The organism is Limnohabitans sp. MORI2 (assembly GCF_027925025.1).
GTDB lineage: Bacteria > Pseudomonadota > Gammaproteobacteria > Burkholderiales > Burkholderiaceae_C > Limnohabitans.
Genome location: NZ_AP027058.1, coordinates 102,560 through 124,799, shown reverse-complemented (window position 1 = coordinate 124,799; position 22,240 = coordinate 102,560). Strand labels below are relative to the sequence as shown.

The following is a 22,240-nucleotide window of genomic DNA, read 5'->3' as shown; positions in this document are numbered from 1 at the left end:
TTTTTACATGATGCATTTGAACAAACGCGAATTTCTTCAGCAGATTGCGGCCAGCTTTGGCACCTACGCCTTGGCAAACACAGCCGGTGCCGAAGCCCCCGCAGTAGCAACGGACGTTTGGGCGTCTAGCACCCAAAAAATGGCCGCCACTTTGCTGTCACCTCAGGCCAACGGCGTGATCTCACCTTTGAGCATCTGGTCCGCGTTGGCCATGGTCCATGCAGGTGCACAAGGCGAGACGGCCAAAGAAATCACTCAAGCACTGCAAATGCCAAACGACCCTTTGGCATTTACCCAAAACCAGCAAGTGATTCAACAGCTTCAGCATCGAATCAACAAAAGCCCTGTCAAGTTACACACTGGCAACCGCGTTTGGCTCAACAAAACCCGTGAAGTTTTGCCGTCTTATTTGCAACGCCTACGTCTCAACCATCAGGCCAACCCAGGCTTGGTCGATTTCGTCCATCAACCCAAGGCTTCTAGGGAGCGCATCAACGATTGGATCAGTCAACAAACCCAAGGCCTAGTTCCTGAGTTGCTGGGCACCGACAGCATCACATCGATGACCCGCTTGGTGCTGACCCAAGCCATGTATTTGAAAGCGCCCTGGGCGCACGCATTTGACCCAAGACGGACCCACGATGCACCATTCACACTGACGTCTGGTCATCAAGTGGCTGTGTCAATGATGCATCAAGCGGGCGATTGGTTAGCGGGTGAAATCAAGCAAGGCAGCACACAGATCAAAGTTGTAGAACTGCCTTACTCACACGATGATTTGCGCATGGTGCTGTTCGTGCCTTCCTCTGGACGCGGCTTGGCAGATGCTTTGACATTGCTGCAAAAAAATTGGGCGTCAAAACTCAGCCCTCAAGCTGTGCTGCTTTCTATGCCCCGATGGAAAGCACGTCAATCCCAATCTCTGACAGCCTCTTTGCAGCAGCTGGGTATGCGCCTCGCCTTCACACAAGGGCGTGCAGATTTTTCTGGAATCAGTGCAGAACAAGACCTCTACATCAGCGCCATGCAGCATGAGGCATACGTGGAAGTCTCGGAACAAGGTACAGAAGCAGCGGCAGCAACAGCGGCGGTCATGACCATGCGGGCCGCCGCCCCCATCAAACCACCGTTAGAAGTACGAGCAGATCGTCCATTTGCATGGGCTGTCGTTGACAGCACACAACGGGGTGTCTTGTTTGCAGGCGTGGTGCATGATCCACGCTTGGCCGATCGCTAAGGGTGCAACGCCGTTTTACGCAAAAACTTTTGCGCCACGCGGCGTGATTCCAACGACCACTGAACATCTACAGGTTCGCGAATCGGTTCAACAGGCTTCACACCCAAGTTACCCGTTGGCTGACTTGGCATCGCTTGTGGGCGATGCCCGATGGAGGATTCGGCCAGTGTTTTGAGATAAGCCCGCGCTTGCGGCTGCTGACTTTGCGCCAAAGCGCCGATGGCCAAACGGGCCAAACGTGCGCAAGCTTTTTGGTCACCCCCTAGGACAGCTACAGAACACCAGAAAGCTGGACTCGTTGCCTGGATCACAAAACGTGTAGCGCGCGCTAAGACCTCGGGGTTTTCATTTTTTGCCAAAGCAATAAGACCTGCCTCTTTGACCTCTCGCTGTGTCTGAGGTGGCCCTTGCGTTAAATACGCCACCACTGCATTTAGCGAAAGATCACCGCCGAGTTGACCCAATGCAGCCAATGCATTGGCTTGCGCACTCAACGACTCAGAGGTGTTGAGCAATGATGTCAACGGTAAGAGCTGCGCATCGGTCATGCTTTTCAATGGCGTGAGGTCGAGTCCGTGCAAGCCTGCCTGACGCACATGTGCCACAACATTCACCTCTGCAGGCGGTACGTCAGCAGACATGGGCTTAGGGGCGGCCACCGCCGCATGGACAACCTGTGCACGCAGCTGCTCACCCAGGCTACCGTACTGGCGAACTTCATAGCGCTCTAACTGCGTGGAATCGGGTTGAGGCGCTGGCGTCATCACCCGCTTCCAGCTGTCGGCATGGCCCAGCTGCACGGAATGACCCATTTCATGCAACCACAAAATCACATCCGTGGTGCCGTAGTTGCTTGAGGATCCGTCCACCATTCCCTGCACCACAACCACGGGGCTACCCACTGGCGTGCAACCCAAAATCACTGTTGTCTCATAAGAGTTGTTGCCACAACTCCAAATTTTGTTCGTGATGATGATGCGCAGTTTCTTGTCAGGGTCAACGCGAAACCGACCACTCAAATGCAAGATGTCCTGAGAGTACAAATCTTCAAAAGACTCATCGATCTCAATGCTCGGTTGAATCTCAAACGACACAGCCATGCCGCGTGTTCGCAACGTTTGCTCAACTTCGCCCAGTGTTTGCTGAATTTGTGCGTCATCGTAATGACTGATTGCATCATCAGCCGCGCGATACACCTGCACTTTGACTGTGTGTTGAACCACGGGCTCTTGGCTGGTGATCAAAGGCTCGGTGGTGGCGACACAACCGGTCAACCACAGCGGTAGGGACAACGCAAGGGCGATGCGTACACCCTGTTGAAATACAGCAACCCACATCGTGGCCTCCATTGCGATTCAAAGCGTCTATTAAAAAATAGACGCTCACGCAAAAGCGCATGTGGCGCTTCAGATCACACGCCGTAACGCTCGCGATACGCCTGCGTGCGCGCCAAGTGCTCGCCCATCGCATTACCCGGCTGCTTGCCCAAGTAAGCCAACAAGTCTTCCAACTTGGCGATGGTGCACACACTCATGCCCAGTTGCTCGCGCACGTATTGCACGGCGCTGTAGGGCACATCTTGGGTGGTGCCATCGGCCTGTTTTTCAGTGGCCATTTCTTGGCGGTCCAGCGCAATCGCCACGGCATGCGGCGTGGCACCGGCGGCTTTGATGAGCGCGATGGACTCGCGTGCAGCCGTGCCTGCGCTCATCACATCGTCCACGATCAGCACGCGGCCTTTGAGGGGCGCACCCACCAAGCTGCCACCTTCGCCGTGGTCTTTGGCTTCTTTGCGGTTGTAGGCAAAGGGCACGTTTTTGCCCAAACGTGCCAGCTCGATGGACACCGCCGCACCCAGAGGAATACCTTTATAGGCAGGACCAAAAATCATGTCGAATTCGATGCCGCTGTTGACAATGCACTGCGCGTAAAAACCAGCGAGCTTGCCCAGCTTGGCGCCGTCGTCAAACAAACCGGCGTTGAAAAAGTAAGGGCTCATGCGGCCCGCCTTGGTTTTGAACTCGCCAAATTTCAACACGCCGCAATCCAGCGAAAATTGCACAAATTCTTGGGCCAACACGTCGTTGGTCGCGGCACTGTTACTCATGGGGAAAATCCTTGTTCAAACTCACCAGCCTCAACCTCAATGGCATCCGATCTGCAGCCCGTAAGGGCGTGGAGGCGTGGATCGACAAATCGAGCCCTGATTGTATTTGCGTCCAAGAAATCAAAGCCCAGGCCGCAGACATCGAAGGGACGTTTGATACCTTGGCGGGCCTAAAAGGCCACTTTCAATACGCCGAGAAAAAAGGCTACTCGGGCGTGGGCATCTACACCCGCCATGAGCCGAGCGATGTGATCATCGGTTTTGATGGTGGCGAGTTCGATGCCGAAGGCCGCTATGTGGAGTTGCGCTTTGACACGCCACAACGCAAGCTCTCCATCATCAGCAGCTACTTTCCCAGCGGCTCATCGGGCCCCGAACGCCAAGAAGCGAAGTACCGGTTTTTAGATGCCATCTACCCGCATCTGCAAACGCTCAAGGCTGAGCGCGAGTTTGTGCTGTGCGGCGACATCAACATCGCGCACAAAGAAGCGGACCTGAAAAACTGGAAAGGCAATTTGAAAAACAGCGGCTTCTTGCCCGAAGAACGCGCGTGGATGACCAAACTCACGAGCGAGGGCGGCGTAGTAGATGTGTACCGCCAGTTAGAGCCAGACACCACCGACGCTTGCTACACCTGGTGGAGCAACCGAGGCCAAGCCTACGCCAACAACGTGGGTTGGCGTTTGGACTACCACTTGGCCACGCCTGGAGTGGCGGCCAAGGCGCGCACCGAGTCGATTTACAAAGGTGAGAAGTTTTCAGACCACGCGCCCATCACCATTGCATACGATGGCCTGCTCAATGCATCGTGACGTTAGATCGATGTCACAACCAAATAGCCAACCCAAGCGAGATTGGCCGAGGCCGACAAACCGAGTGCAGCGAACGTCAGCTTCATGCCTCGAACGCGGTTGGTGAATTCAGGGGGTGGTTCATTGATGCCTTTGGCATGGAAGTAGCGTCCTAGCACCAACAAGCCCCCCAAAAGAGCCACCAGTGTTAACGGCGCCCCATTGAGCTCCAAAGCTCCCATCAGAAACAGACCCAAGGGCACATACTCTGCAAAGTTGCCATGCGCGCGCATCGCCCTTTCTAGTTCGTCAACGCCTCCGGCACCCAAAGACACCTTGTTCTTGCGACGAAACCGAATGACATTGAACGAGAGTTTGATGAACATCAACGCCAAGATACTGGCGAAAACAGCGGTCATGACTAGCATCGCACCTCCTATGGAATAGGTCGTGATGATATTCCTAGCCCACCAACATCCCTTTGGTCTCAATGAACTTGACCACGTCTTGCAAACCATCGAGGGTGCGCAAGTTGGTCATCACAAACGGCTTGAGGCCATTGGCTGTGGTGCGCATGCGAATGGTGTCGGCTTTCATCACGTCCAAATTGGCACCCACATGAGGTGCTAAGTCGGTTTTGTTGATCACAAACAAATCGCTCTTGGTGATGCCAGGGCCACCTTTGCGTGGGATTTTTTCGCCCGCTGCCACATCAATCACATAGATCGTCAAGTCGCTCAACTCGGGGCTGAAGGTGGCCGCCAAGTTGTCGCCACCGCTCTCAATGAACACCACATCGGCATCGGGAAAGTCCACCAACATGCGGTCGATGGCTTCGAGGTTGATCGATGCATCTTCACGAATCGCGGTGTGCGGACAGCCACCGGTTTCCACGCCCATGATGCGCTCGGCGGGCAACGCACCGCTGATGGTGAGCAATCGTTGGTCTTCTTTGGTGTAGATGTCGTTGGTGATGGCCACGAGGTCGTAGGTGTCGCGCATGGCCTTGCACAACATTTCGAGCAAGGTGGTTTTGCCAGAGCCAACAGGCCCGCCAATGCCCACGCGCAGAGGTGGCAATTTTTTGGTGCGATGTGCGATGTTGTGTAAGTGCTTCATGATCTGAACAGTCGTGAGTATTGGGTTTCGTGTTGGGCCGAGAGAATGGCCAGCATGGGAGAAAAGGCTTGCCGTGTGTCGTCCGTCACTCGCAGCGCATGTCTGACAGCAGACGCGATGTGTTGGGCCAATTGGGTCAAGATGCGCTGGCCTGAGTTTTGACCCAGTGGCACGGCTTTGATGGCGGCTTGCACCATGTTCTCGGACCAGCCAAAGGCGTAAGCCTGCAAGCAGTGTTCAATCGGTGCGCCTGTGCGCGACAACGCCAAAGCAAACATCAGCGGATACGTGGGCACCCAACGGTTGCACATCGCCAAGGTGTCGGCATCCAATGCATCTTGATTGCGCAACCACTCCAACATGGAGCGCCCCATTTGCTCGCTTTGCAAACGCAGTTCCGCACTTTCACGGGTGGCATGTACCCATTGGCTCAAAGTTTCTAAGCGTGCCTGATCTTGCGCTTGCCAGGCCGCGATCATCTGCCCGAGCACGGCCATGTCGCCGCGGGATTGTGTGAGATGGAGCTGGTCGATCAACCATTCAGCTGCGCTGTGTTCGTCATGCACCATCCCTTGGTCAATCGCAGCTTCTAGACCTTCGGAGTACGAAAAGCCACCAATGGGCAACGCAGGCGATGCGAGCCAGATGAGTTGGATCAGCGCCGGTGTGGAAGACGGCGCTGCAGTGGCAGCGTCAGTGGTCATGCTTGCAGTTGGGTCCGTGCACGTGGCCGTGAGAGCGATCTGTGTGATCATGGCTATGGCTATGGCTGTGTTCGCCGTGACTATGCCCATGTGAGTGCCCATGGCTGCTGTACGCACCACCTTCAGGCTCAAACGCTTCATGCACCGTCACCACCGTCATGTGCATGGCGCGCAGCATATCGGCCAACACATGGTCTGGTTCAATCTTCAAGTGATCGGGTTGCAACTCGATGGGCACATGGCGGTTGCCGAGGTGGTAAGCCGCACGCGTCAAGTCAAACGCGGTGCCGTGCTGCGCACAGGCAGTGATGCGCAACACCTCTTGCGGTGCCGCCACCACACGGATGAGCGAGCCGTCTTCAGCCACCAACACATCGCCGCCGCGCACCAAAGTGCCGCGCGTCAAAAACACACCCAAGCTGCGGCCTGTGCTGTCAGTCGCATCAAAGCGGCTTTTTTGGCGTACGTCCCAATCGAGCTCCACCGTGGGCGCACGCTTGAGCAAAGCAGTCGCCAAACCTTGGCCGCCAGAAATCAATTTAGAACAAATGAGCATCAGAAAAATTTAGAACAAGAAGTAACGTTGTGTCATGGGCAAGCTCAGCGCAGGTTCGCAGGTGAGCAGATTGCCATCCGCCCGCACCGCATAGGTTTGGGCATCCACTTCCATGCGTGGCGCATAGTCGTTGTGAATCATGTCACGTTTGCCCACGCTTCTGATGTTCTTCACGGCACTCAAGGTTTTATTCAAACCAAACTTCTGTCCGATGCCCGCTGCCATGCCCGCTTGCGACACAAACGTGAGCGAACCACGGTGCAACGCGCCGCCATACGCTCCAAACATGGGGCGGTAGTGCACGGGCTGCGGTGTAGGAATGGACGCGTTGGGGTCGCCCATCGCCGCCATGGCGATGAAGCCACCTTTCAAAATGATGCTGGGCTTGATGCCAAAGAATGCGGGCTTCCACACCACCAAGTCGGCCCACTTGCCCACTTCTACACTGCCGACTTCGTGGCTGATGCCGTGGGCAATCGATGGATTGATGGTGTACTTGGCGATGTAGCGTTTGACACGCGCGTTGTCATGACGATCCGTGTCGCCTGGTAGCGCACCGCGTTGCGCTTTCATCTTGTGCGCGGTTTGCCATGTGCGAATGATCACCTCACCCACACGGCCCATGGCTTGGCTGTCGCTGCTCATCATGCTGATGGCACCGAGGTCATGCAAGATGTCTTCGGCGGCAATCGTCTCGCGGCGAATGCGGCTTTCGGCAAAGGCCAAGTCTTCGGCAATGGCGGGGTCGAGGTGGTGACACACCATGAGCATGTCCACATGCTCGTCGAGCGTGTTCACGGTGTACGGACGCGTCGGGTTTGTCGAGCTGGGCAACACATTGGCCTCGCCCACCACTTTCAAAATATCGGGCGCATGGCCACCGCCTGCACCTTCGGTGTGAAAGGTGTGGATGGTGCGACCTTTGAAGGCGGCCACCGTGTCTTCCACAAAACCCGATTCGTTGAGCGTGTCGGTGTGGATGGCCACCTGCGTGTCGGTGGCCTCGGCCACGCTCAAGCAGTTGTCAATCGCGGCGGGCGTGGTCCCCCAGTCTTCGTGCAGCTTTAGGCCAATCGCGCCTGCGTTGATCTGCTCGTGCAGCGAATCGGGCAGAGCGGCATTGCCTTTGCCCAAGAAGCCGAGGTTCATCGGAAATGCATCCGCCGCTTGCAACATGCGTTCGATATTCCAAGCGCCAGGTGTGCAAGTGGTGGCAAAGGTGCCAGTAGCTGGGCCTGTGCCGCCACCAAGCATAGTGGTCACACCGCTCGTCAACGCTTCTTCAATTTGCTGCGGTGCGATGAAATGGATGTGCGTGTCCACACCCCCCGCAGTGACGATGTTGCCTTCGCAGCTGATCACCTCGGTGCCTGGGCCAATGACGATGTCCACGCCCGGTTGTGTATCGGGGTTGCCCGCTTTGCCAATGGCCACGATGCGACCGCCCTTCAAGCCAATGTCGGCTTTGACAATGCCCCAGTGGTCAATGATGAGGGCATTGGTCATCACGGTGTCCACCGCGCCGCCCGCTTGTGGCCCTGTGCCTGCGCCGTCACGTGTGCGCTGCGATTGCGCCATGCCATCGCGGATGGTTTTGCCGCCGCCGAACTTCACCTCTTCACCGTAGCCGCCCGCTTTGAGTGTGAAATCTTGTTCGACTTCCACCACCAAGTTGGTATCTGCCAAGCGCAGGCGGTCGCCCACGGTGGGGCCAAACATCTCTGCGTAAGCGCGTTTGCCGATGGTTGCCATCACTTGCTTCCTTTGTCCACAGGACCGTTCACCAAACCGCGAAAGCCAAACACCTGACGATCGCCGCTCAAGTCGACCAACTCGACCGTGCGTTGTTGGCCGGGTTCAAAGCGAACCGCAGTGCCAGAGGCAATGTTCAAACGCATGCCGTGTGCAGCCACACGATCAAAGCGCAAGCCTGCATTGGTTTCTGCAAAGTGGTAGTGCGAGCCCACTTGGATCGGGCGGTCACTGGCGTTTTGCACCACCAACGTGTGCGTGCGTCGGCCGGGGTTGAGGGTGTGTTCGCCCTCGTCAATCAAGAGTTCGCCGGGTGTCATGCGTGCCTCGCCTTACTTGTTGCGACCCATCCACCACATGGCGGCGCCGACCGCCAACGCGATCACAAAGCCCCACACATCGGTAGCGTGGTAGTGCGAAGCACCCTCGATGCCGTGGCCTTCGTGGGCCATGGCCCAAGCGGGCATGAGCGAAATAAGAGAAATTAAACGTTGCATGGTGTACGTCCGAAAAGTGAAATCAAACAATGGGCTGATGCACGGTCACGAGCTTGGTGCCGTCTGGAAACGTAGCCTCGACTTGGATGTCGGGAATCATCTCGGCCACGCCATCCATCACGTCGGCACGGGTGAGCACATTGCGGCCATCGCTCATCAATTGCGCCACGGTCTTGCCGTCGCGCGCACCTTCCATCACGGCAGCGCTAATGAGGGCAACAGCCTCGGGGTAGTTGAGCTTCAGACCACGAGCTTGGCGGCGCTCGGCCAACAAAGCAGCAGTAAAGATCAACAGCTTGTCTTTTTCGCGGGGTGTGAGTTCCATAGTGATTTGAAGTATGCAACATGCGTGCCCTCTTCAACATCGCCCTAAGCCCCTGAATCATTGGCTTTGGTGCGCCACCCCGTCTTGGTGCGCACAACTTTGCGAATCGACACGCATCAGGCTGGTGCATTTTTATTTTTTTGACCTCAAATGGTGCCACTCAATCACGCTTACTTTGCCTATATATAGGCAGTCATCGTTGGTCTAGGGGATACACAAATTGGCACAGGGTTTGCGATAGGTCTCGCGAAGCGCACCGCTACAGCGAGCGCCGAACAACCCTTAATTTTTTGGAGTGAACCCCCATGATGAATCGTCGAGGAAATTTGAAAGCATTGGCCGCCGCAGCTGCGCTGTCTGTCGGCTCATTGGTCTTAGCGCCACAAGCGTTGGCCGCAGACACCATCAAAGTGGGCGTGCTGCACAGCTTGTCTGGCACCATGGCCATTTCTGAGACTGTGTTGAAAGACACCGTGCTCATGGCCATCGACGAAATCAACGCCAAGGGCGGCGTGCTGGGCAAGAAGCTTGAGCCCGTGGTGGTCGACCCCGCTTCCAACTGGCCCTTGTTCGCTGAGAAAACCAAACAGCTCATCGGCCAAGACAAGGTGTCTGTGATCTTTGGTTGCTGGACTTCGGTGTCTCGTAAATCGGTGTTGCCCGTCGTAGAAGAAATGAACGGCTTGCTCTTTTACCCCGTGCAATACGAAGGTGAAGAGCTCAGCAAAAACGTGTTCTACACCGGCGCTGCACCTAACCAACAAGCCATTCCTGCGGTGGACTATTTGATGAGCAAAGACGGCGGCGCTGCCAAGCGTTGGGTCTTGTTGGGCACCGACTATGTGTACCCACGCACCACCAACAAAATTTTGCGTGCTTACCTCAAGAGCAAAGGCGTGAAAGAGTCGGACATCGACGAGAAGTACACACCGTTTGGTCACAGCGACTACCAAACCATCGTGGCGGACATCAAGAAATTTTCTGCTGGCGGCAAGACAGCCGTGGTCTCCACCATCAACGGCGACTCCAACGTGCCCTTCTACAAAGAACTGGGCAATGCTGGCTTGAAAGCCAAAGACGTCCCCGTTGTTGCGTTCTCTGTCGGTGAAGAAGAGTTGCGCGGCGTGGACACCAAGCCCTTGGTGGGTCACTTGGCCGCATGGAACTACTTCATGTCCATCAAGAACCCTGCCAACGATGAGTTCATCAAGAAGTGGGCGGCTTATGCCAAGGCCAAGAACATCGCCGGTCACAAAGACAAGCCTTTGACCAACGACCCCATGGAAGCCACTTACATCGGCATCAACATGTGGAAGCAAGCGGTTGAGAAAGCCAAGTCCACCGAGACCGACAAAGTCATCGCTGCCATGGCAGGTCAAACCTTCAAAGCACCCAGCGGCATTGTGAGCAAGATGGATGAGAAGAACCACCACTTGCACAAGTCGGTGTTCATTGGCGAGATCAAGGCGGACGGTCAGTTCAACGTGGTTTGGAAAACACCAGGCCCTGTGAAAGCCAAGCCATGGAGCCCCTTCATCGAAGGCAATGCTTCTAAGCCCGATGAGCCTGTGAAGAAGTAAACCTTTCTCCGAGGGATTGACTTGGGGGAGGGCACTGCCCTCCCCTTTTTTATGGAAATCTTGATGCACCACTTTTCTATGTCATCGCTCACGCACACGCTGCAAAGGCACATCGCATGTCAGCGCCACTGGGTGCACCGCATCGCTTGTGGATTGGCCATTGTTGTATGGAGCCAAACCAGCGCACTGGCACTCACGGCAGACCAAGCCCGCGCCCTCACCTTGGGCGACACCGATGCACGCGTGACGGCGCTGCAAAAAGCCTTGACCACCCCTGACGCCCAAACCGCTGCGTTTTTGCAAGCCATGGCCGATGACGCTGTAAAAGTGAACGGCACACACGTGCTGGTGGTACGCGATGGCCAAGCGACAGACCCTGTGACCGGTGAAGCCAGTGCGCTGCCTGACACCGCAGAAGACGTGATCAACAACAACCGCATGCGCGGTGAGATTGATGCCGCGTTATCTGCCTTGCAATTGCTCAGCCCCGATGTCGCCTTACGCACGCAAGCCGCCAAATCGGTGCTGAAAGAGCCTGATCCCACCAAACTCGCCATGCTCGAAAAAGCCTTGGCAAGCGAGGCTGATGAGGGCGTGAAAAAACAAATGTTGTTAGCTCGCGCTGCAATTTTGCTCAACAGCGACAACGCTGACGAACGCTTTGCCTCGGCGAAAACTCTGGCCGACAGCCAAACCCCCGACACCCAACTCTTGCTCAATCAACGTCTGAGCCAAGAGGAAGACAAAAAAGTCCGCTCGCAATTGCAAACCTCGCTGCTCACCATCCAGGCCGCGCTGAGCTGGGGCGACAAACTCGGCGCATTGTTTACCGGCATCAGCTTGGGTTCCATCTTGTTACTCGTGGCATTGGGCTTGGCCATCACCTACGGCTTGATGGGCGTCATCAACATGGCGCACGGCGAGCTGATGATGATTGGCGCGTATGCCACCTATGTGGTGCAAGGCCTGTTTCGTCAGTACTTGCCAGGCATGTTTGACGCGTATTTGTTGGTGGCTGTGCCTGCTTCATTTTTGGCAGCAGCCCTCGTGGGCGCGGTGCTCGAACGCTTGGTGTTGCGCCACTTGTATGGTCGCCCGCTTGAAACGCTGTTGGCCACTTGGGGCATCAGCTTGGTGTTGATGCAAGGCGTACGCAGCATTTTTGGCGCGCAAAACGTGGGGGTTGAAAACCCCTCGTGGATGAGCGGTGGCGTGCAACTGCTGGCCAACCTCTCGCTGCCCTACAACCGTTTGATCATTCTTGGCTTCGCTCTGTTTGTGTTGGTCGGCATGACGCTGTTGATCAGCCAAACACGCTTGGGTTTGTTTGTGCGCGGCGTCACCCAAAACCGCCCCATGGCTTCAGCGCTCGGTGTGAACACGGCACGCGTTGACACCTACGCCTTTTCACTCGGTTGCGGCATTGCGGGCTTGGCCGGTTGTGCGCTCAGCCAAATTGGCAACGTGGGGCCAGACCTCGGACAGAGCTACATCGTCGATGCATTCATGGTGGTGGTACTCGGTGGCGTGGGGCAACTGGCAGGCACGGTGTACGCCGCGCTGGGCTTGGGCCTGATGAACAAATTGCTCGAAGGCGTGGCCGGCGCAGTGCTGGCCAAGATTGCGGTGCTGGTATTCATCATCGTCTTCATTCAAAAACGTCCCCAAGGCATCTTTGCCATGAAAGGCCGCAGTGCGGAGGCATGACATGACACATCTACCAGAACCGCCCGCATTGTTGGGCACCAAAGGCTGGGCATTTTTCTTGGCCGCCTTCATCACCGTGTGTGCGGTGGTGCCTGTGCTCAACCTGTGGGTGCCTGCCGACAGCGCGTTCCACCTCAGCGACTACGCCGTGGCTTTGATGGGCAAGATCATGTGCTACGCCATTTGCGCGCTGGCGATGGATTTGATTTGGGGCTACACCGGCATCTTGTCGCTCGGGCACGGACTGTTTTTTGCGCTGGGCGGCTACATGATGGGCATGTACCTCATGCGCCAAATTGGCACCGATGGCAATTACAAAAGCAATCTGCCCGACTTCATGGTCTTCCTTGACTGGAAAACCTTGCCTTGGCATTGGAGCTTCAGCGACAGCTTTGCCGCTACGTTGTTGCTGGTGGTTTTGGTGCCCGGCTTGTTGGCTTTTGTGTTTGGCTACTTCGCGTTTCGCTCGCGCATCAAAGGCGTGTACTTCTCCATCATCACGCAAGCCATGACGTTTGCAGCCATGCTGCTGTTCTTCCGTAACGAAACCGGCTTTGGTGGCAACAACGGCTTCACCGATTTCAAACGCATCTTGGACCTGCCCATTGCCACGCCCGCCATGCGCATGACCTTGTTTGTGCTCACGGGTTGGGCATTGTTGATGAGCTTTCTATTCGCACGTTGGTTGGTGCAAAGCAAGTTTGGCCGCGTGCTGCAAGCCATCCGCGATGCCGAGAGTCGCGTGATGTTTTCTGGCTACTCACCTCTGCCCTACAAGCTCACCATTTGGGTCATCTCAGCCGTGATGTGTGGCATTGCGGGTGCCTTGTATGTGCCGCAAGTGGGCATCATCAACCCGAGCGAGATGAGCCCTGCTAACTCGATTGAGATGGCGGTTTGGGCTGCTGTGGGCGGACGCGCTTCGCTGATTGGCCCCATCGTGGGCGCGTTCTTGGTCAACGGCATGAAGAGCTGGTTGACCGTGACCGCCCCTGAGTTTTGGTTGTACTTCCTTGGCGCTTTATTTATCGGCGTGACGCTGTACATGCCGCATGGCGTGGTGGGCTTGATTCAAAAACTCAGCACCAAGAAAAATGCACAGGAGCGTGTATGACCCCCGATCTGTTTGAAGAAGGCTCAGAGCGTTTGGCCACATACCAAGCGCGTCAGGCGGTTGAAGTCACCTCGGGCGACCGCAGCGCGGGCTATGGTCGCGTGCACGAACCCGGCAGCTTGGATCTCACGCACGGCCGCATCTTGTATTTGGAAGACGTGCATGTGAGCTTTGATGGTTTCAAAGCCATCAACGGTTTGTCGCTCGACATCGCACCCGGTGAGCTGCGCTGCATCATCGGCCCCAACGGGGCGGGCAAGACGACGATGATGGACATCATCACCGGCAAAACCAAGCCCGACTCGGGTCAAGTGTTCTTTGGCAGCACCATCGACTTGCTGCGCCACACCGAACCCGAAATTGCACAACTGGGCATTGGTCGCAAGTTTCAAAAACCCACCGTGTTTGAACAGTTGAGCGTGTTTGAAAACTTGGAGCTCGCCTTGAAAACCCACAAGGGTGTGGCCGCGTCGATGTTCTTCAAACTCAACGGCACGCAACGCGACCGCTTGAGCGAGGTGTTGCACACCATCCACTTGCAAGACAGCGTCACGCGTCAAGCAGGCAATCTGAGCCACGGTCAAAAGCAATGGCTAGAGATTGGCATGTTGCTCATGCAAGACCCCAAGCTCTTGCTGCTCGACGAACCCGTGGCCGGCATGACCGACTTTGAAACCGAACGCACCGCCGAGCTGTTCTTAAGTCTCAAAGGCAAACACTCGCTGATGGTGGTGGAGCACGACATGAGCTTCATCAACACCATCTCCGACATCGTCACCGTGCTGTGCGATGGTTCGGTGTTGGCGCAAGGCACGCTGGCACAGGTGCAAGCCGACGAGCGTGTGATTGAGGTGTACCTAGGCCGCTAACTCTGACGTTCACTATGCAAACACACGACATGCCTTTACTTCAGGTTTCAAACATCAACCAGTTCTACGGCGGCTCGCACATCCTGCGTGACGTGAGTTTTGAAGCGAACTTGGGTCGTATCACGGTGCTGCTCGGGCGCAACGGCGTGGGCAAGACCACGCTGCTCAAGTCGCTCATGGGGGCTGTGCCGATTCGCGATGGCAGCATCACCTTCAACGGCGCGTCGATTGAACGTGCCGCACCGTACGAACGTGCGCGTGCCGGCATTGGCTACGTACCACAGGGACGCGAAATCTTTGCGCGACTCACCGTAGAAGACAACTTGCGCATGGGGCTGGCCACTCAGCCTGCAGGCACAGACATACCTGCTGAGTTGTTTGAGTTGTTTCCTGTGCTGAAGCAAATGCTGCATCGCCGTGGCGGCGATTTGTCAGGCGGGCAACAGCAGCAACTGGCGATTGCACGGGCCTTGGCGTCTGGCCCAAAGTTGTTGGTGTTGGATGAGCCCACCGAGGGCATTCAACCCAGCATCATCAAAGACATTGGCCGCGTGATTCGCATGTTGGCCAGTCGTGGCGACATGGCAATTTTGCTGTGCGAGCAGTATTACGACTTTGCCGAAGAGTTGGCGGATGACTATTTGGTGATGGAACGCGGTGAAGTCATTGCACGCGGCATGGGCTCAGACATGCAGCGGGACAACGTTCGTCAGTTGGTGGCGATTTAAGTTGTTTAGCGCCTGAAGTTTTTCCGTGCGTGAAGGTTTCTCGCCGGAGGAAATCAGGTGATGCGGGTGCGGCGGCTTCCTCATGCTGGGGTACCAGAAATCGTCAGCCGCCGCGCCCGCATCACCTGATCGGTCGTCGAAGAAAAATGTCACCCTAAAAAACTGCCAGCCGCAGTCTGGGGGTAGAGGGCTTGGGCAGGTGACGATTTCTGGTACCCCAGCATGAGGAACCTGCCCAAGTCCTCTACCCCCAGCGAGCCCAGCAAAAAGCAGAAACTACATGGACCAAATTCGAGGCGGCACATTCGACATGCCCCATAGGCCCCGACGCCAAGCCGCCCAAACCCCACGCAACAACGTCTGCGCAGGCTCCACCAGGGGCGACAAGGTGCGCAACACCACCACGCGTGGATGCGGCGATGTCACACCCGCCACCAGGCCTGCAGGCGCAACTTCAGTCAACTCACGCGCCAAGGCCAACGCCAGATCGCGCCGTTCACGCAACAAATCAGACCCACACGCCAGCACCAAAGTCGCCATGCAACGGTGCTTGGCCAAGCCCAAGGGGCCATCCATCAAACGGGTATCTTGCGCATCTAACAAACCACGCTCAAGCCACACGCCCGACATTTCCATGTGTTGCTGCAACTGCCCGCTCTCAAACGGCAAGTTGGCATTCGGGAGTCCAAGCGCAGTGATGTCCCACGCCATCATCTCGGCTGTGGGGGCTAGGTCAAACACCGCATGGTTCAAACCGTGGCAGCCGTTATACGCAATGGTTTCCAGCGGCAGCCACTCTAGGCGTGCACCGTCGCCCACATGGGCTTTGACTTGTTGTGTCGCGAGACCTTGCTCGCTTCTGTAAAAACGTGTGGCGCCAGGCGTGGTGAGCAAGGCATGTGCGTGCGCATCGACGTTCAACGTGATGTCTAAGGTATCCCCACCTACCAAACCACTGGGCGGATGTACCAACACGTTGTGGCACACCGCATCCCCTTCGGGGTAGAGGCTCTGCAACACACGCAAAGGTCCACTGTGCGAAAACTTCGCCGTGGTGCGTGACGCGTTGTGCGTGTAGTCGATTTGAAGTTGTGCGAGCCAGCCTGCCATGTTTGCCCTGTGTTGGTGCTTGTTTATTTAAGTTTGGTGCATTCGGCACCAACAACAGCCGCACGCACAACCCATGCGCAGCTTGTGTGGTGCATCGTGCCATGTCCAAAGCAGCTCAGCTGTGCTTCATGCATACGACACTGCAGACTTCATGCCATGGCACCGTGTTTGGGCATAAAAGCTGCTGTGCATCCTCCATGAGGACTCGTTGGTCATGGTTGGGATGGATGTTAGGGGTGAACTGCGTCTACGCGTTGGCCCATGAGACTGTACCCACCATTGAAGTGGTGGCGCACTACGACAACAGCCTTGGATCCAGCAACGCTTCATCGCAAGGCAGCATCACCTCAGCATTGCTAGACAACCGCCCCTTGATGCGTCCAGGTGACGTGCTGGAATATGTGCCGGGTATGGTGGTCACGCAACACTCCGGCGATGGCAAAGCCAATCAATATTTTTTGCGCGGTTTCAACCTTGACCACGGCACCGACTTTGCCACCAGCCTCAATGGCATGCCCATCAACATGCCAAGCCATGCGCACGGTCAAGGGTATAGCGACTTGAATTTTTTAATTCCTGAACTGGTGCAGCGTGTGGATTACCGCAAAGGCCCCTACTTTGCACAAGACGGCGACTTTGCCTCTGCCGGTGCCGCAGACTTTCACTACAAAACACGCCTCGACAAAGATTTCACGCAACTCACCCTTGGACAGCGCGGCTATGGCCGAGCCATGGGCGCTGCATCACACGAATTAAACAACGGCATGCGCTATGTGGCGGCCATGGAGTTGATGCACAACGATGGCCCATGGACCGTGCCCGAACGCTTGCAACGCCGCAACGGTGTGTTCATGCTCAGCGACGGCTCACGCACCAACGGCTGGACGGCCAGCGCCATGCACTACACCGCCCGCTGGAATGCAACCGACCAAATTCCTTTGTCTATGGTGGAGTCAGGTCAGCTCGGTCGCTTTGACAGTCTCGATCCCAGCGACGGCGGACACACCCAACGCAGCAGTGCCTCAGTGGACTGGCGGCAAACGCATGATGGAATAACTGACAAAGTTCTGCTCTATGCCATTCGCTCCGAGTTGTCTTTGTTTTCGAATTTCAGCTACTACAGCACCCGCAGCACAGTAGGTGATCAGTTCATGCAGCAAGAGCAGCGGCAGGTGTATGGGCTCAAAGCATCACGCCAATGGACACTCGAAGGTGCGACGCGATGGGTGAACACGCTAGGCCTTCAAGCACGCAGCGATGTGGTGGATATGGACTTGGCCAACACACAAGGCCGCCAGCGCAACGACTGGCTTCGACAGGATCATGTGCATCAACAACTCAATGGGGTGTTTGGTGAAACACAAACGATGTGGACCACTTGGCTTCGCACCCAAGTGGGCTTGCGCGCCGACCAGTACAACACCTACGTCAGCAATGCGAACACGCCCAACCTTCTAGGCGCGGCCAGTAGTGCGCTGTGGTCACCCAAATTCACCGCTGTACTAGGGCCGTGGCACAAGACTGAGTATTTTTTAAATGCAGGCCATGGTTTTCACAGTAATGACGCACGCGGCGTCACAGACCCTCATCAGCCCACCCCAGCTCTGGTGCGATCTAGGGGCTATGAAGTTGGCATCAAAACAGAGGCAGTGGAGGGCTTGCAATCATCACTGGCCCTGTGGCGGCTCAACTTTGCGTCAGAGCTGGTTTACGTGGGCGATGCAGGCGCCACAGAAGCCGGAGCAGCAAGCCAGCGTACCGGTGTGGAGTTCAACAACCGCTGGACGCCCAACCGTCGCTGGGTCATTGATGCCGACCTCGCGTGGACACGACCACGCGCGATGAACACTGATGCAAGCCATGCCTACATTCCTAATGCCGTTGAAAGCGTGGCACTGTTGGCCGCCACGGTTAAAGACGTGGGTCGTTGGAACTTCACGGCTCAACTGCGCCACATCGGCTCGGCCGCTCTGGCCGAGGACAACCGCGTGCGCACGTCGCCAAGCACCGTCGTGAACTTCAAAGCGCGCACACAGCTCGATGCCCATCAAAGCGTGCACATCGATGTCTTCAATGCCATGAATCAACGTTACAGCGACATTGCGTATTTAGGTCATGATTTAAAACCCTACGCAACACCTAGCACTTCCGTGCTTCACGGCGACCAAGTGCAGGTTCACCCTGGTGAGCCTCGAACCTTTCGGGTGACCTATACCCAGCAATATTAGGCTGGCGCCGCCTACACTTGGGCGGTGACTTCTTCTCTTTCCTCCTCTGAAACTGTTGCCATCATTGGCGCAGGCCCTGCTGGTCTCATGGCCGCCGATATACTCAGCGCCTCTGGCGTGACCGTGCATGTGTATGACGCCATGCCCTCGGTGGGCCGCAAGTTTTTACTCGCAGGCTTGGGTGGCCTCAACCTCACACATGCCGAACCGTTTGACACTTTTGTCACTCGCTACGGCGCACGCCAAGACGCTTGCCGTGCATGGCTTCAAGACTTTGACGCCAACGCCATTCGCGACTGGGTCAAAGGCTTGGGGCTCGACACCTTTGTCGGCACCTCGCAGCGCGTGTTCCCCACCGACATGAAAGCTGCGCCTTTGTTGCGTGCGTGGCTACATCGTTTGCGCCACCCTTCGCAGGGCATGCCCGTGACCTTTCATATGCGCCACCGTTGGAACGGCGCACTCAACCACCACGACCAAGGCTACACCTTGTCGTTTGACACGCCGCAAGGCCCCGTTACCACGCAAGCTCGCGCTGTGCTGCTGGCATTGGGTGGCGGCAGCTGGGCCAAGCTGGGTTCAGACGGCGCATGGCAACCGTGGCTGCGTGACTTGGGTCTGGATGTGGCCCCCTTACACCCCAGCAACTGTGGCTTTGATGTACAGAGTCGCACAGGCCAACTAGGCTGGAGCACGCGTTTGTCTGAGCAATTTGCTGGCACGCCACTCAAGTCGGTGGCCTTGTCGTTCACCGACAGCTTGGGGCAACGCTTTGAACGACGTGGTGAGTTTGTGTTGACGGCCACAGGCATTGAGGGCAGTTTGGTCTATGCAGCCTCGGCTTTGCTGCGCGATGACATCGATCGCAGCGGCCACGCCACTTTGCACCTCGACCTCAAACCAGACTTCACGCCTGAGCGCGTGTTGGCCGAGGTGTCGCATCCACGCGGCTCACGCTCGTTGTCGAGCCATTTGAAAAGTCGTTTGAATTTGCAACCCGTGCATTTGGCGCTGTTACACGAAGTGTTGCCAAAAGACGCGATGGCCGATGCAACGCAAATTGCATCGGCCATCAAGGCCTTGCCCTTGACGCTCATGGCGCCCCGTCCCATCGACGAAGCCATCAGCACGGCAGGCGGCGTCAAGCTAGAAGCGTTGACACCTGAGCTCATGTCCCACCAGCACCCAGGCTTGTTTGTGGGCGGCGAGATGCTGGACTGGGAAGCGCCCACCGGCGGCTACTTGCTCAGCGCATGCTTGGCAAGTGGCCGTGTGGCGGGCTTAGGTGCCGCGCGTTATTGCGCGATGGCTTCGATGGCGATGTCGATGCGCACTTCATCACCCACATAAGGTGCGTATTTGCCAGCGTTGAATTCGCTGCGCTTGATCACGGTGAACGCGTTGGCGCCAATGGCGGGCTTTTTCAACATGGGGTGAGGCATGGCTTGGAAGCTGGTCACAGTCAAGGTCACAGGCTTGGTCACGCCCTTGATGGTGAGGTTGCCTTCCACCAGCTGAGGCTTGTCACCATCAAACACCACCTTGGTCGATTTGAACGTCGCCTGTGGAAACTTGGCAGTGTCCAAGAAGTCTTCGCCTTGAATGTGTTCGTTGAAATCAGCAAAGCCGGTGCTCACCGATTTGGTGTCGATCACGATGTCTACTGAGCCCTTTTTGGCTTCAGCATCAAACACCACTTTGCCCGTGGTTTTGCTAAAGCTGCTCAGCTGTGTGCTGTAGCCAAAGTGTGAATACGAAAAACGTGGGAAGGTGTGTGTACCGTCCACACCATAAGTCACTGGGGCTGCCAGAGCGGAAGTGGCGACTGCGCTGGTCAGCGCCAAAGCGGCGGCGATGCGTTTGATAGATGTCATGTGAAAGCTCCTTTTAAAAAATCATTTGCCAGGATTGGCGGTGAGTTGAAAGTTGACTTGGATGTCGTTGGCAACGACATCAAACTTGGCCCAGATGCCCTCGCCAATGACGAAATCACCACGGCGCATGACAAAGCCGCCGGTGAACACACCCGCGTTACCTTGCGCCACATGCTTGAGCGGGAATTTGATGTCTTGGCTTTTGCCTTTGATGGTGAGCACACCGCTCACTTCAAACTGGTTAGCGCCCGTGGGCTTAATTTGCTTGCTCACAAAGGTAGCTTTGGGAAACGCTTTGACGTTGAACCAAGATTTACCCACCACTTCGTCATCTGCATCAGATGAGCCTGCATCGACGCTAGCTAGGTCAATTTCAATTTGCGCTTGTGCGGCGGCGGGTTTGGCGGGGTCAAACGTCAACTGTGCGTTGAATTTTTTAAACTGGCCGTCCATAGCCACGCCCATTTGTTTGTACTGAAACGTGACTTTGCTTTTGTCGGCTTGGATGGCTTTGTACTCCACCGCTTGCGCAGTCAGCGCCAACGTGGCGACGACGAGTGTGAGAAGTTTTTTCATACGGAATCCTTTGCAGAGGTGCCATGCGGCAGCATGCGTTTCAAAATATCGTCTTTGTCAATCCAGTGGTGTTTGAGCGCGGCGGCTACATGACCTGCCAACAAGAACAACAAGAAGAAGTTAAGCACCTCATGCACCTCGTGCAACAAGTGGCCGAGCTCTTTGTCTTTTTCTAGCAAGTCGGGCAGCGGCAACACGCCAAACCAAACCGTTTGCACGCCCTTGGCGGAGCTCAACAACCAGCCACTCAATGGAATGATGATCATCAACCCGTACAAAGCCGCGTGACCCAAGTGCGCCAAGCGTTGCAAGGTGGGCGACATGCTGCTTGGGTAGGCCGGCGGTGGGTTGAGCACACGCCAAAGTAGGCGCAGCCAAACCAAGGCGAACACTGTCACACCCGCCCATTTGTGCCATGAGTAGTACTGCAACTTTTCTGGCGACAGCGCCATGTCTGTCATCACAAAGCCTAAGGCCAACAAACCCATGATGAGCACAGCCATGCCCCAATGCAACAGTTTTGCGACGGCGTTATAGGTCGGGTTCATGTGCGCTCCTTTAGTGGACGAAGGCATAGCCATCCATCGAAATCACGTAGTTATTGATGCCACGATAAAACGCTTGTGGTGTTGCATCAGCGCCTGCAGCGCCCAAAGCCACAAAGAGTGGCAGCAAGTGGTCCTCGCTCGGGTGAGCCTGTGCACCATCTGCATTGAGTCGGCGATAGTTCATCAAAGCGTCCACGTTGTGTGCGCTCAGTTGTTCTTGCAACCAATCCGTGAACCGTGGGACATAGGCTGGTGTTTGTCCACCCATCGCTGTCGCCGTTTGCCAATCTCGCAAGTTGTGTGTGAGATTGCCCGAGGCGACCACCCAAATGTTTTGATCAGCCAAGGGCGCCAAGGCTTGTCCCATGCGATACGCATGCGCTGGACCGCCATGCATCTGCATCGACAAGGGAACAATGGGCACATCGGCATCAGGAAACATTTGGCGCAAAGGCTGCCAAGCGCCGTGATCTAAACCATGCTGACTGTCTGCCACCTCAAAACCTGCAAGTTGCAATGCAGCTCGCACTTCCTCGGCCACCTCGGGGCAGCCCGTGGCTGGGTATTGAATGTCATAGAGCGGCGCAGGAAAGCCGTAAAAGTCATGGATGGTTTCGAGCTGTGTGGCACTGCTCACGGTAGGAATGCGCGTGTCCCAATGTGGGCTCACCACCACGATGGCGCGCGGCGCAGCCAGTCGAGTCACCACCTCAGACATGGCAGCACCAGCAGCCCCTGGCTCGAGTGCGAAAGTGGGCGCGCCATGTGGCACGAAGAGGACGTTTTTGAATGCGGTCATGCTGTTTCTCTGTTCTGGG

At 56.3% G+C, this 22,240-nt stretch carries 24 protein-coding genes; 9 read left to right on the top strand and 15 right to left on the bottom strand.

Translation table 11 applies throughout. From position 1 onward, the window contains the following. The first annotated feature begins 7 nt into the window (after positions 1-7). Positions 8-1,237, top strand: a complete 1,230-nt coding sequence (locus QMG27_RS00580) for a serpin family protein (protein WP_281812099.1) — start codon at positions 8-10, stop codon at positions 1,235-1,237. On the opposite strand, the gene QMG27_RS00575 is transcribed toward QMG27_RS00580, so the two are convergent. Beyond that, positions 1,234-2,574: a hypothetical protein gene (locus QMG27_RS00575; RefSeq protein WP_281812097.1), complete on the bottom strand. Its 1,341-nt coding sequence runs from the start codon at positions 2,572-2,574 to the stop codon at positions 1,234-1,236. The two genes, QMG27_RS00580 and QMG27_RS00575, sit on opposite strands and share 4 nt — an antisense overlap. 74 nt (positions 2,575-2,648) lie before the next feature. Beyond that, positions 2,649-3,344 carry an orotate phosphoribosyltransferase gene (gene pyrE / locus QMG27_RS00570; protein WP_281812095.1) on the bottom strand — a complete coding sequence of 232 codons (696 nt, stop codon included), beginning with the start codon at positions 3,342-3,344 and terminating at the stop codon, positions 2,649-2,651. Positions 3,345-3,355: 11 nt separating this feature from the next. Between pyrE and QMG27_RS00565 the strand changes: the two genes are divergently transcribed. After that, positions 3,356-4,156 carry an exodeoxyribonuclease III gene (locus tag QMG27_RS00565; RefSeq protein WP_281812093.1) on the top strand — a complete coding sequence of 267 codons (801 nt, stop codon included), beginning with the start codon at positions 3,356-3,358 and terminating at the stop codon, positions 4,154-4,156. A gap of 2 nt (positions 4,157-4,158) precedes the next feature. On the opposite strand, the gene QMG27_RS00560 is transcribed toward QMG27_RS00565, so the two are convergent. From QMG27_RS00560 to QMG27_RS00525, 8 genes are read right to left on the bottom strand one after another with little or no spacing between them, the layout of a single operon-like run. After that, on the bottom strand, positions 4,159-4,554 hold the full coding sequence (locus tag QMG27_RS00560) for an MAPEG family protein (RefSeq protein ID WP_281812091.1): 396 nt from the start codon (positions 4,552-4,554) through the stop codon (positions 4,159-4,161). Positions 4,555-4,597: 43 nt separating this feature from the next. Next, positions 4,598-5,254 (bottom strand): urease accessory protein UreG, encoded by a 657-nt coding sequence (ureG, locus tag QMG27_RS00555; protein WP_281812089.1) that lies wholly within the window; start codon positions 5,252-5,254, stop codon positions 4,598-4,600. Continuing rightward, positions 5,251-5,958: an urease accessory protein UreF gene (locus QMG27_RS00550; RefSeq protein WP_281812087.1), complete on the bottom strand. Its 708-nt coding sequence runs from the start codon at positions 5,956-5,958 to the stop codon at positions 5,251-5,253. Before QMG27_RS00550 ends, ureG begins: the two co-directional genes overlap by 4 nt. Continuing rightward, on the bottom strand, positions 5,948-6,514 hold the full coding sequence (gene ureE, locus QMG27_RS00545; protein ID WP_281812085.1) for an urease accessory protein UreE: 567 nt from the start codon (positions 6,512-6,514) through the stop codon (positions 5,948-5,950). The genes QMG27_RS00550 and ureE overlap by 11 nt, the downstream gene beginning before the upstream one ends. 9 nt (positions 6,515-6,523) lie before the next feature. Then, on the bottom strand, positions 6,524-8,266 hold the full coding sequence (gene ureC, locus QMG27_RS00540; RefSeq protein WP_281812083.1) for an urease subunit alpha: 1,743 nt from the start codon (positions 8,264-8,266) through the stop codon (positions 6,524-6,526). Beyond that, the gene (locus QMG27_RS00535; RefSeq protein ID WP_281812081.1) at positions 8,266-8,586 is read right to left on the bottom strand and encodes an urease subunit beta; all 321 of its coding nucleotides are present in this window, start codon (positions 8,584-8,586) and stop codon (positions 8,266-8,268) included. Before QMG27_RS00535 ends, ureC begins: the two co-directional genes overlap by 1 nt. A 12-nt stretch (positions 8,587-8,598) precedes the next feature. Beyond that, complete coding sequence (locus QMG27_RS00530; protein WP_281812079.1) at positions 8,599-8,763, bottom strand: hypothetical protein; 165 nt, start codon at positions 8,761-8,763, stop codon at positions 8,599-8,601. A 22-nt stretch (positions 8,764-8,785) separates the two neighbouring features. Then, positions 8,786-9,088, bottom strand: a complete 303-nt coding sequence (locus QMG27_RS00525) for an urease subunit gamma (protein WP_108283572.1) — start codon at positions 9,086-9,088, stop codon at positions 8,786-8,788. 308 nt (positions 9,089-9,396) lie between these two features. On the opposite strand from QMG27_RS00525, the gene urtA reads away from it, so the two are divergent. The 5 genes from urtA to urtE all read left to right on the top strand — a co-directional run bounded on the left by urtA (position 9,397) and on the right by urtE (position 15,086). Further along, entirely contained in the window at positions 9,397-10,668 is a 1,272-nt protein-coding gene (gene urtA, locus QMG27_RS00520) for an urea ABC transporter substrate-binding protein (protein WP_281814688.1), read from the top strand. A gap of 63 nt (positions 10,669-10,731) precedes the next feature. Beyond that, complete coding sequence (gene urtB / locus QMG27_RS00515; RefSeq protein ID WP_281812076.1) at positions 10,732-12,375, top strand: urea ABC transporter permease subunit UrtB; 1,644 nt, start codon at positions 10,732-10,734, stop codon at positions 12,373-12,375. A 1-nt stretch (position 12,376) separates the two neighbouring features. Continuing rightward, positions 12,377-13,489 carry an urea ABC transporter permease subunit UrtC gene (gene urtC, locus QMG27_RS00510; protein WP_281812074.1) on the top strand — a complete coding sequence of 371 codons (1,113 nt, stop codon included), beginning with the start codon at positions 12,377-12,379 and terminating at the stop codon, positions 13,487-13,489. Next, positions 13,486-14,358 (top strand): urea ABC transporter ATP-binding protein UrtD, encoded by an 873-nt coding sequence (urtD, locus tag QMG27_RS00505; RefSeq protein ID WP_281812072.1) that lies wholly within the window; start codon positions 13,486-13,488, stop codon positions 14,356-14,358. The genes urtC and urtD overlap by 4 nt, the downstream gene beginning before the upstream one ends. Positions 14,359-14,372: 14 nt before the next feature. Next, positions 14,373-15,086: an urea ABC transporter ATP-binding subunit UrtE gene (gene urtE / locus QMG27_RS00500; protein WP_281812070.1), complete on the top strand. Its 714-nt coding sequence runs from the start codon at positions 14,373-14,375 to the stop codon at positions 15,084-15,086. Positions 15,087-15,362: 276 nt separating this feature from the next. Here the strand turns inward: urtE and QMG27_RS00495 are convergent, their stop codons facing one another. Further along, positions 15,363-16,196 carry an urease accessory protein UreD gene (locus QMG27_RS00495; RefSeq protein WP_281812068.1) on the bottom strand — a complete coding sequence of 278 codons (834 nt, stop codon included), beginning with the start codon at positions 16,194-16,196 and terminating at the stop codon, positions 15,363-15,365. Between the two features lie 236 nt (positions 16,197-16,432). Here QMG27_RS00495 and QMG27_RS00490 point away from each other — a divergent pair, with 236 nt between their 5' ends. Together QMG27_RS00490 and QMG27_RS00485 are read left to right on the top strand one after the other, a co-directional pair. After that, a complete protein-coding gene (locus QMG27_RS00490) occupies positions 16,433-18,424 on the top strand; it encodes a TonB-dependent receptor (RefSeq protein WP_281812067.1) in 1,992 nt (663 codons plus the stop codon). A 24-nt stretch (positions 18,425-18,448) separates the two neighbouring features. After that, positions 18,449-19,774, top strand: a complete 1,326-nt coding sequence (locus QMG27_RS00485; RefSeq protein WP_281812065.1) for a TIGR03862 family flavoprotein — start codon at positions 18,449-18,451, stop codon at positions 19,772-19,774. Here the strand turns inward: QMG27_RS00485 and QMG27_RS00480 are convergent. Genes QMG27_RS00480 through QMG27_RS00465 form a run of 4 tightly spaced genes read right to left on the bottom strand, consistent with a single transcriptional unit; the run spans position 19,720 to position 22,221 of the window. After that, positions 19,720-20,289, bottom strand: a complete 570-nt coding sequence (locus tag QMG27_RS00480; RefSeq protein WP_281814685.1) for a YceI family protein — start codon at positions 20,287-20,289, stop codon at positions 19,720-19,722. The genes QMG27_RS00485 and QMG27_RS00480 overlap by 55 nt on opposite strands. Positions 20,290-20,319: 30 nt before the next feature. Continuing rightward, complete coding sequence (locus tag QMG27_RS00475) at positions 20,320-20,874, bottom strand: YceI family protein (RefSeq protein ID WP_281812063.1); 555 nt, start codon at positions 20,872-20,874, stop codon at positions 20,320-20,322. Further along, a complete protein-coding gene (locus QMG27_RS00470; RefSeq protein WP_281812061.1) occupies positions 20,871-21,422 on the bottom strand; it encodes a cytochrome b in 552 nt (183 codons plus the stop codon). The genes QMG27_RS00475 and QMG27_RS00470 overlap by 4 nt, the downstream gene beginning before the upstream one ends. A gap of 10 nt (positions 21,423-21,432) precedes the next feature. Further along, positions 21,433-22,221: a class III extradiol ring-cleavage dioxygenase gene (locus QMG27_RS00465; RefSeq protein WP_281812059.1), complete on the bottom strand. Its 789-nt coding sequence runs from the start codon at positions 22,219-22,221 to the stop codon at positions 21,433-21,435. Between the last annotated feature and the right edge of the window lie 19 nt (positions 22,222-22,240).

Excerpts from the sequence above, each read along its gene's own strand:
- QMG27_RS00465 (WP_281812059.1), bottom strand. The coding sequence starts at position 22,221 with ATGACCGCATTCAAAAACGTCCTCTTCGTGCCACATGGCGCGCCCACT.
- urtC (WP_281812074.1), top strand. The coding sequence starts at position 12,377 with ATGACACATCTACCAGAACCGCCCGCATTGTTGGGCACCAAAGGCTGG.
- QMG27_RS00535 (WP_281812081.1), bottom strand. The coding sequence starts at position 8,586 with ATGACACCCGGCGAACTCTTGATTGACGAGGGCGAACACACCCTCAAC.
- urtE (WP_281812070.1), top strand. The coding sequence starts at position 14,373 with ATGCAAACACACGACATGCCTTTACTTCAGGTTTCAAACATCAACCAG.
- QMG27_RS00470 (WP_281812061.1), bottom strand. The coding sequence starts at position 21,422 with ATGAACCCGACCTATAACGCCGTCGCAAAACTGTTGCATTGGGGCATG.
- QMG27_RS00475 (WP_281812063.1), bottom strand. The coding sequence starts at position 20,874 with ATGAAAAAACTTCTCACACTCGTCGTCGCCACGTTGGCGCTGACTGCG.
- ureC (WP_281812083.1), bottom strand. The coding sequence starts at position 8,266 with ATGGCAACCATCGGCAAACGCGCTTACGCAGAGATGTTTGGCCCCACC.
- QMG27_RS00530 (WP_281812079.1), bottom strand. The coding sequence starts at position 8,763 with ATGCAACGTTTAATTTCTCTTATTTCGCTCATGCCCGCTTGGGCCATG.
- QMG27_RS00550 (WP_281812087.1), bottom strand. The coding sequence starts at position 5,958 with ATGACCACTGACGCTGCCACTGCAGCGCCGTCTTCCACACCGGCGCTG.
- ureE (WP_281812085.1), bottom strand. The coding sequence starts at position 6,514 with ATGCTCATTTGTTCTAAATTGATTTCTGGCGGCCAAGGTTTGGCGACT.
- QMG27_RS00580 (WP_281812099.1), top strand. The coding sequence starts at position 8 with ATGATGCATTTGAACAAACGCGAATTTCTTCAGCAGATTGCGGCCAGC.
- QMG27_RS00575 (WP_281812097.1), bottom strand. The coding sequence starts at position 2,574 with ATGTGGGTTGCTGTATTTCAACAGGGTGTACGCATCGCCCTTGCGTTG.
- QMG27_RS00525 (WP_108283572.1), bottom strand. The coding sequence starts at position 9,088 with ATGGAACTCACACCCCGCGAAAAAGACAAGCTGTTGATCTTTACTGCT.
- QMG27_RS00560 (WP_281812091.1), bottom strand. The coding sequence starts at position 4,554 with ATGACCGCTGTTTTCGCCAGTATCTTGGCGTTGATGTTCATCAAACTC.
- QMG27_RS00495 (WP_281812068.1), bottom strand. The coding sequence starts at position 16,196 with ATGGCAGGCTGGCTCGCACAACTTCAAATCGACTACACGCACAACGCG.
- urtA (WP_281814688.1), top strand. The coding sequence starts at position 9,397 with ATGAATCGTCGAGGAAATTTGAAAGCATTGGCCGCCGCAGCTGCGCTG.
- urtD (WP_281812072.1), top strand. The coding sequence starts at position 13,486 with ATGACCCCCGATCTGTTTGAAGAAGGCTCAGAGCGTTTGGCCACATAC.
- pyrE (WP_281812095.1), bottom strand. The coding sequence starts at position 3,344 with ATGAGTAACAGTGCCGCGACCAACGACGTGTTGGCCCAAGAATTTGTG.
- ureG (WP_281812089.1), bottom strand. The coding sequence starts at position 5,254 with ATGAAGCACTTACACAACATCGCACATCGCACCAAAAAATTGCCACCT.
- urtB (WP_281812076.1), top strand. The coding sequence starts at position 10,732 with ATGCACCACTTTTCTATGTCATCGCTCACGCACACGCTGCAAAGGCAC.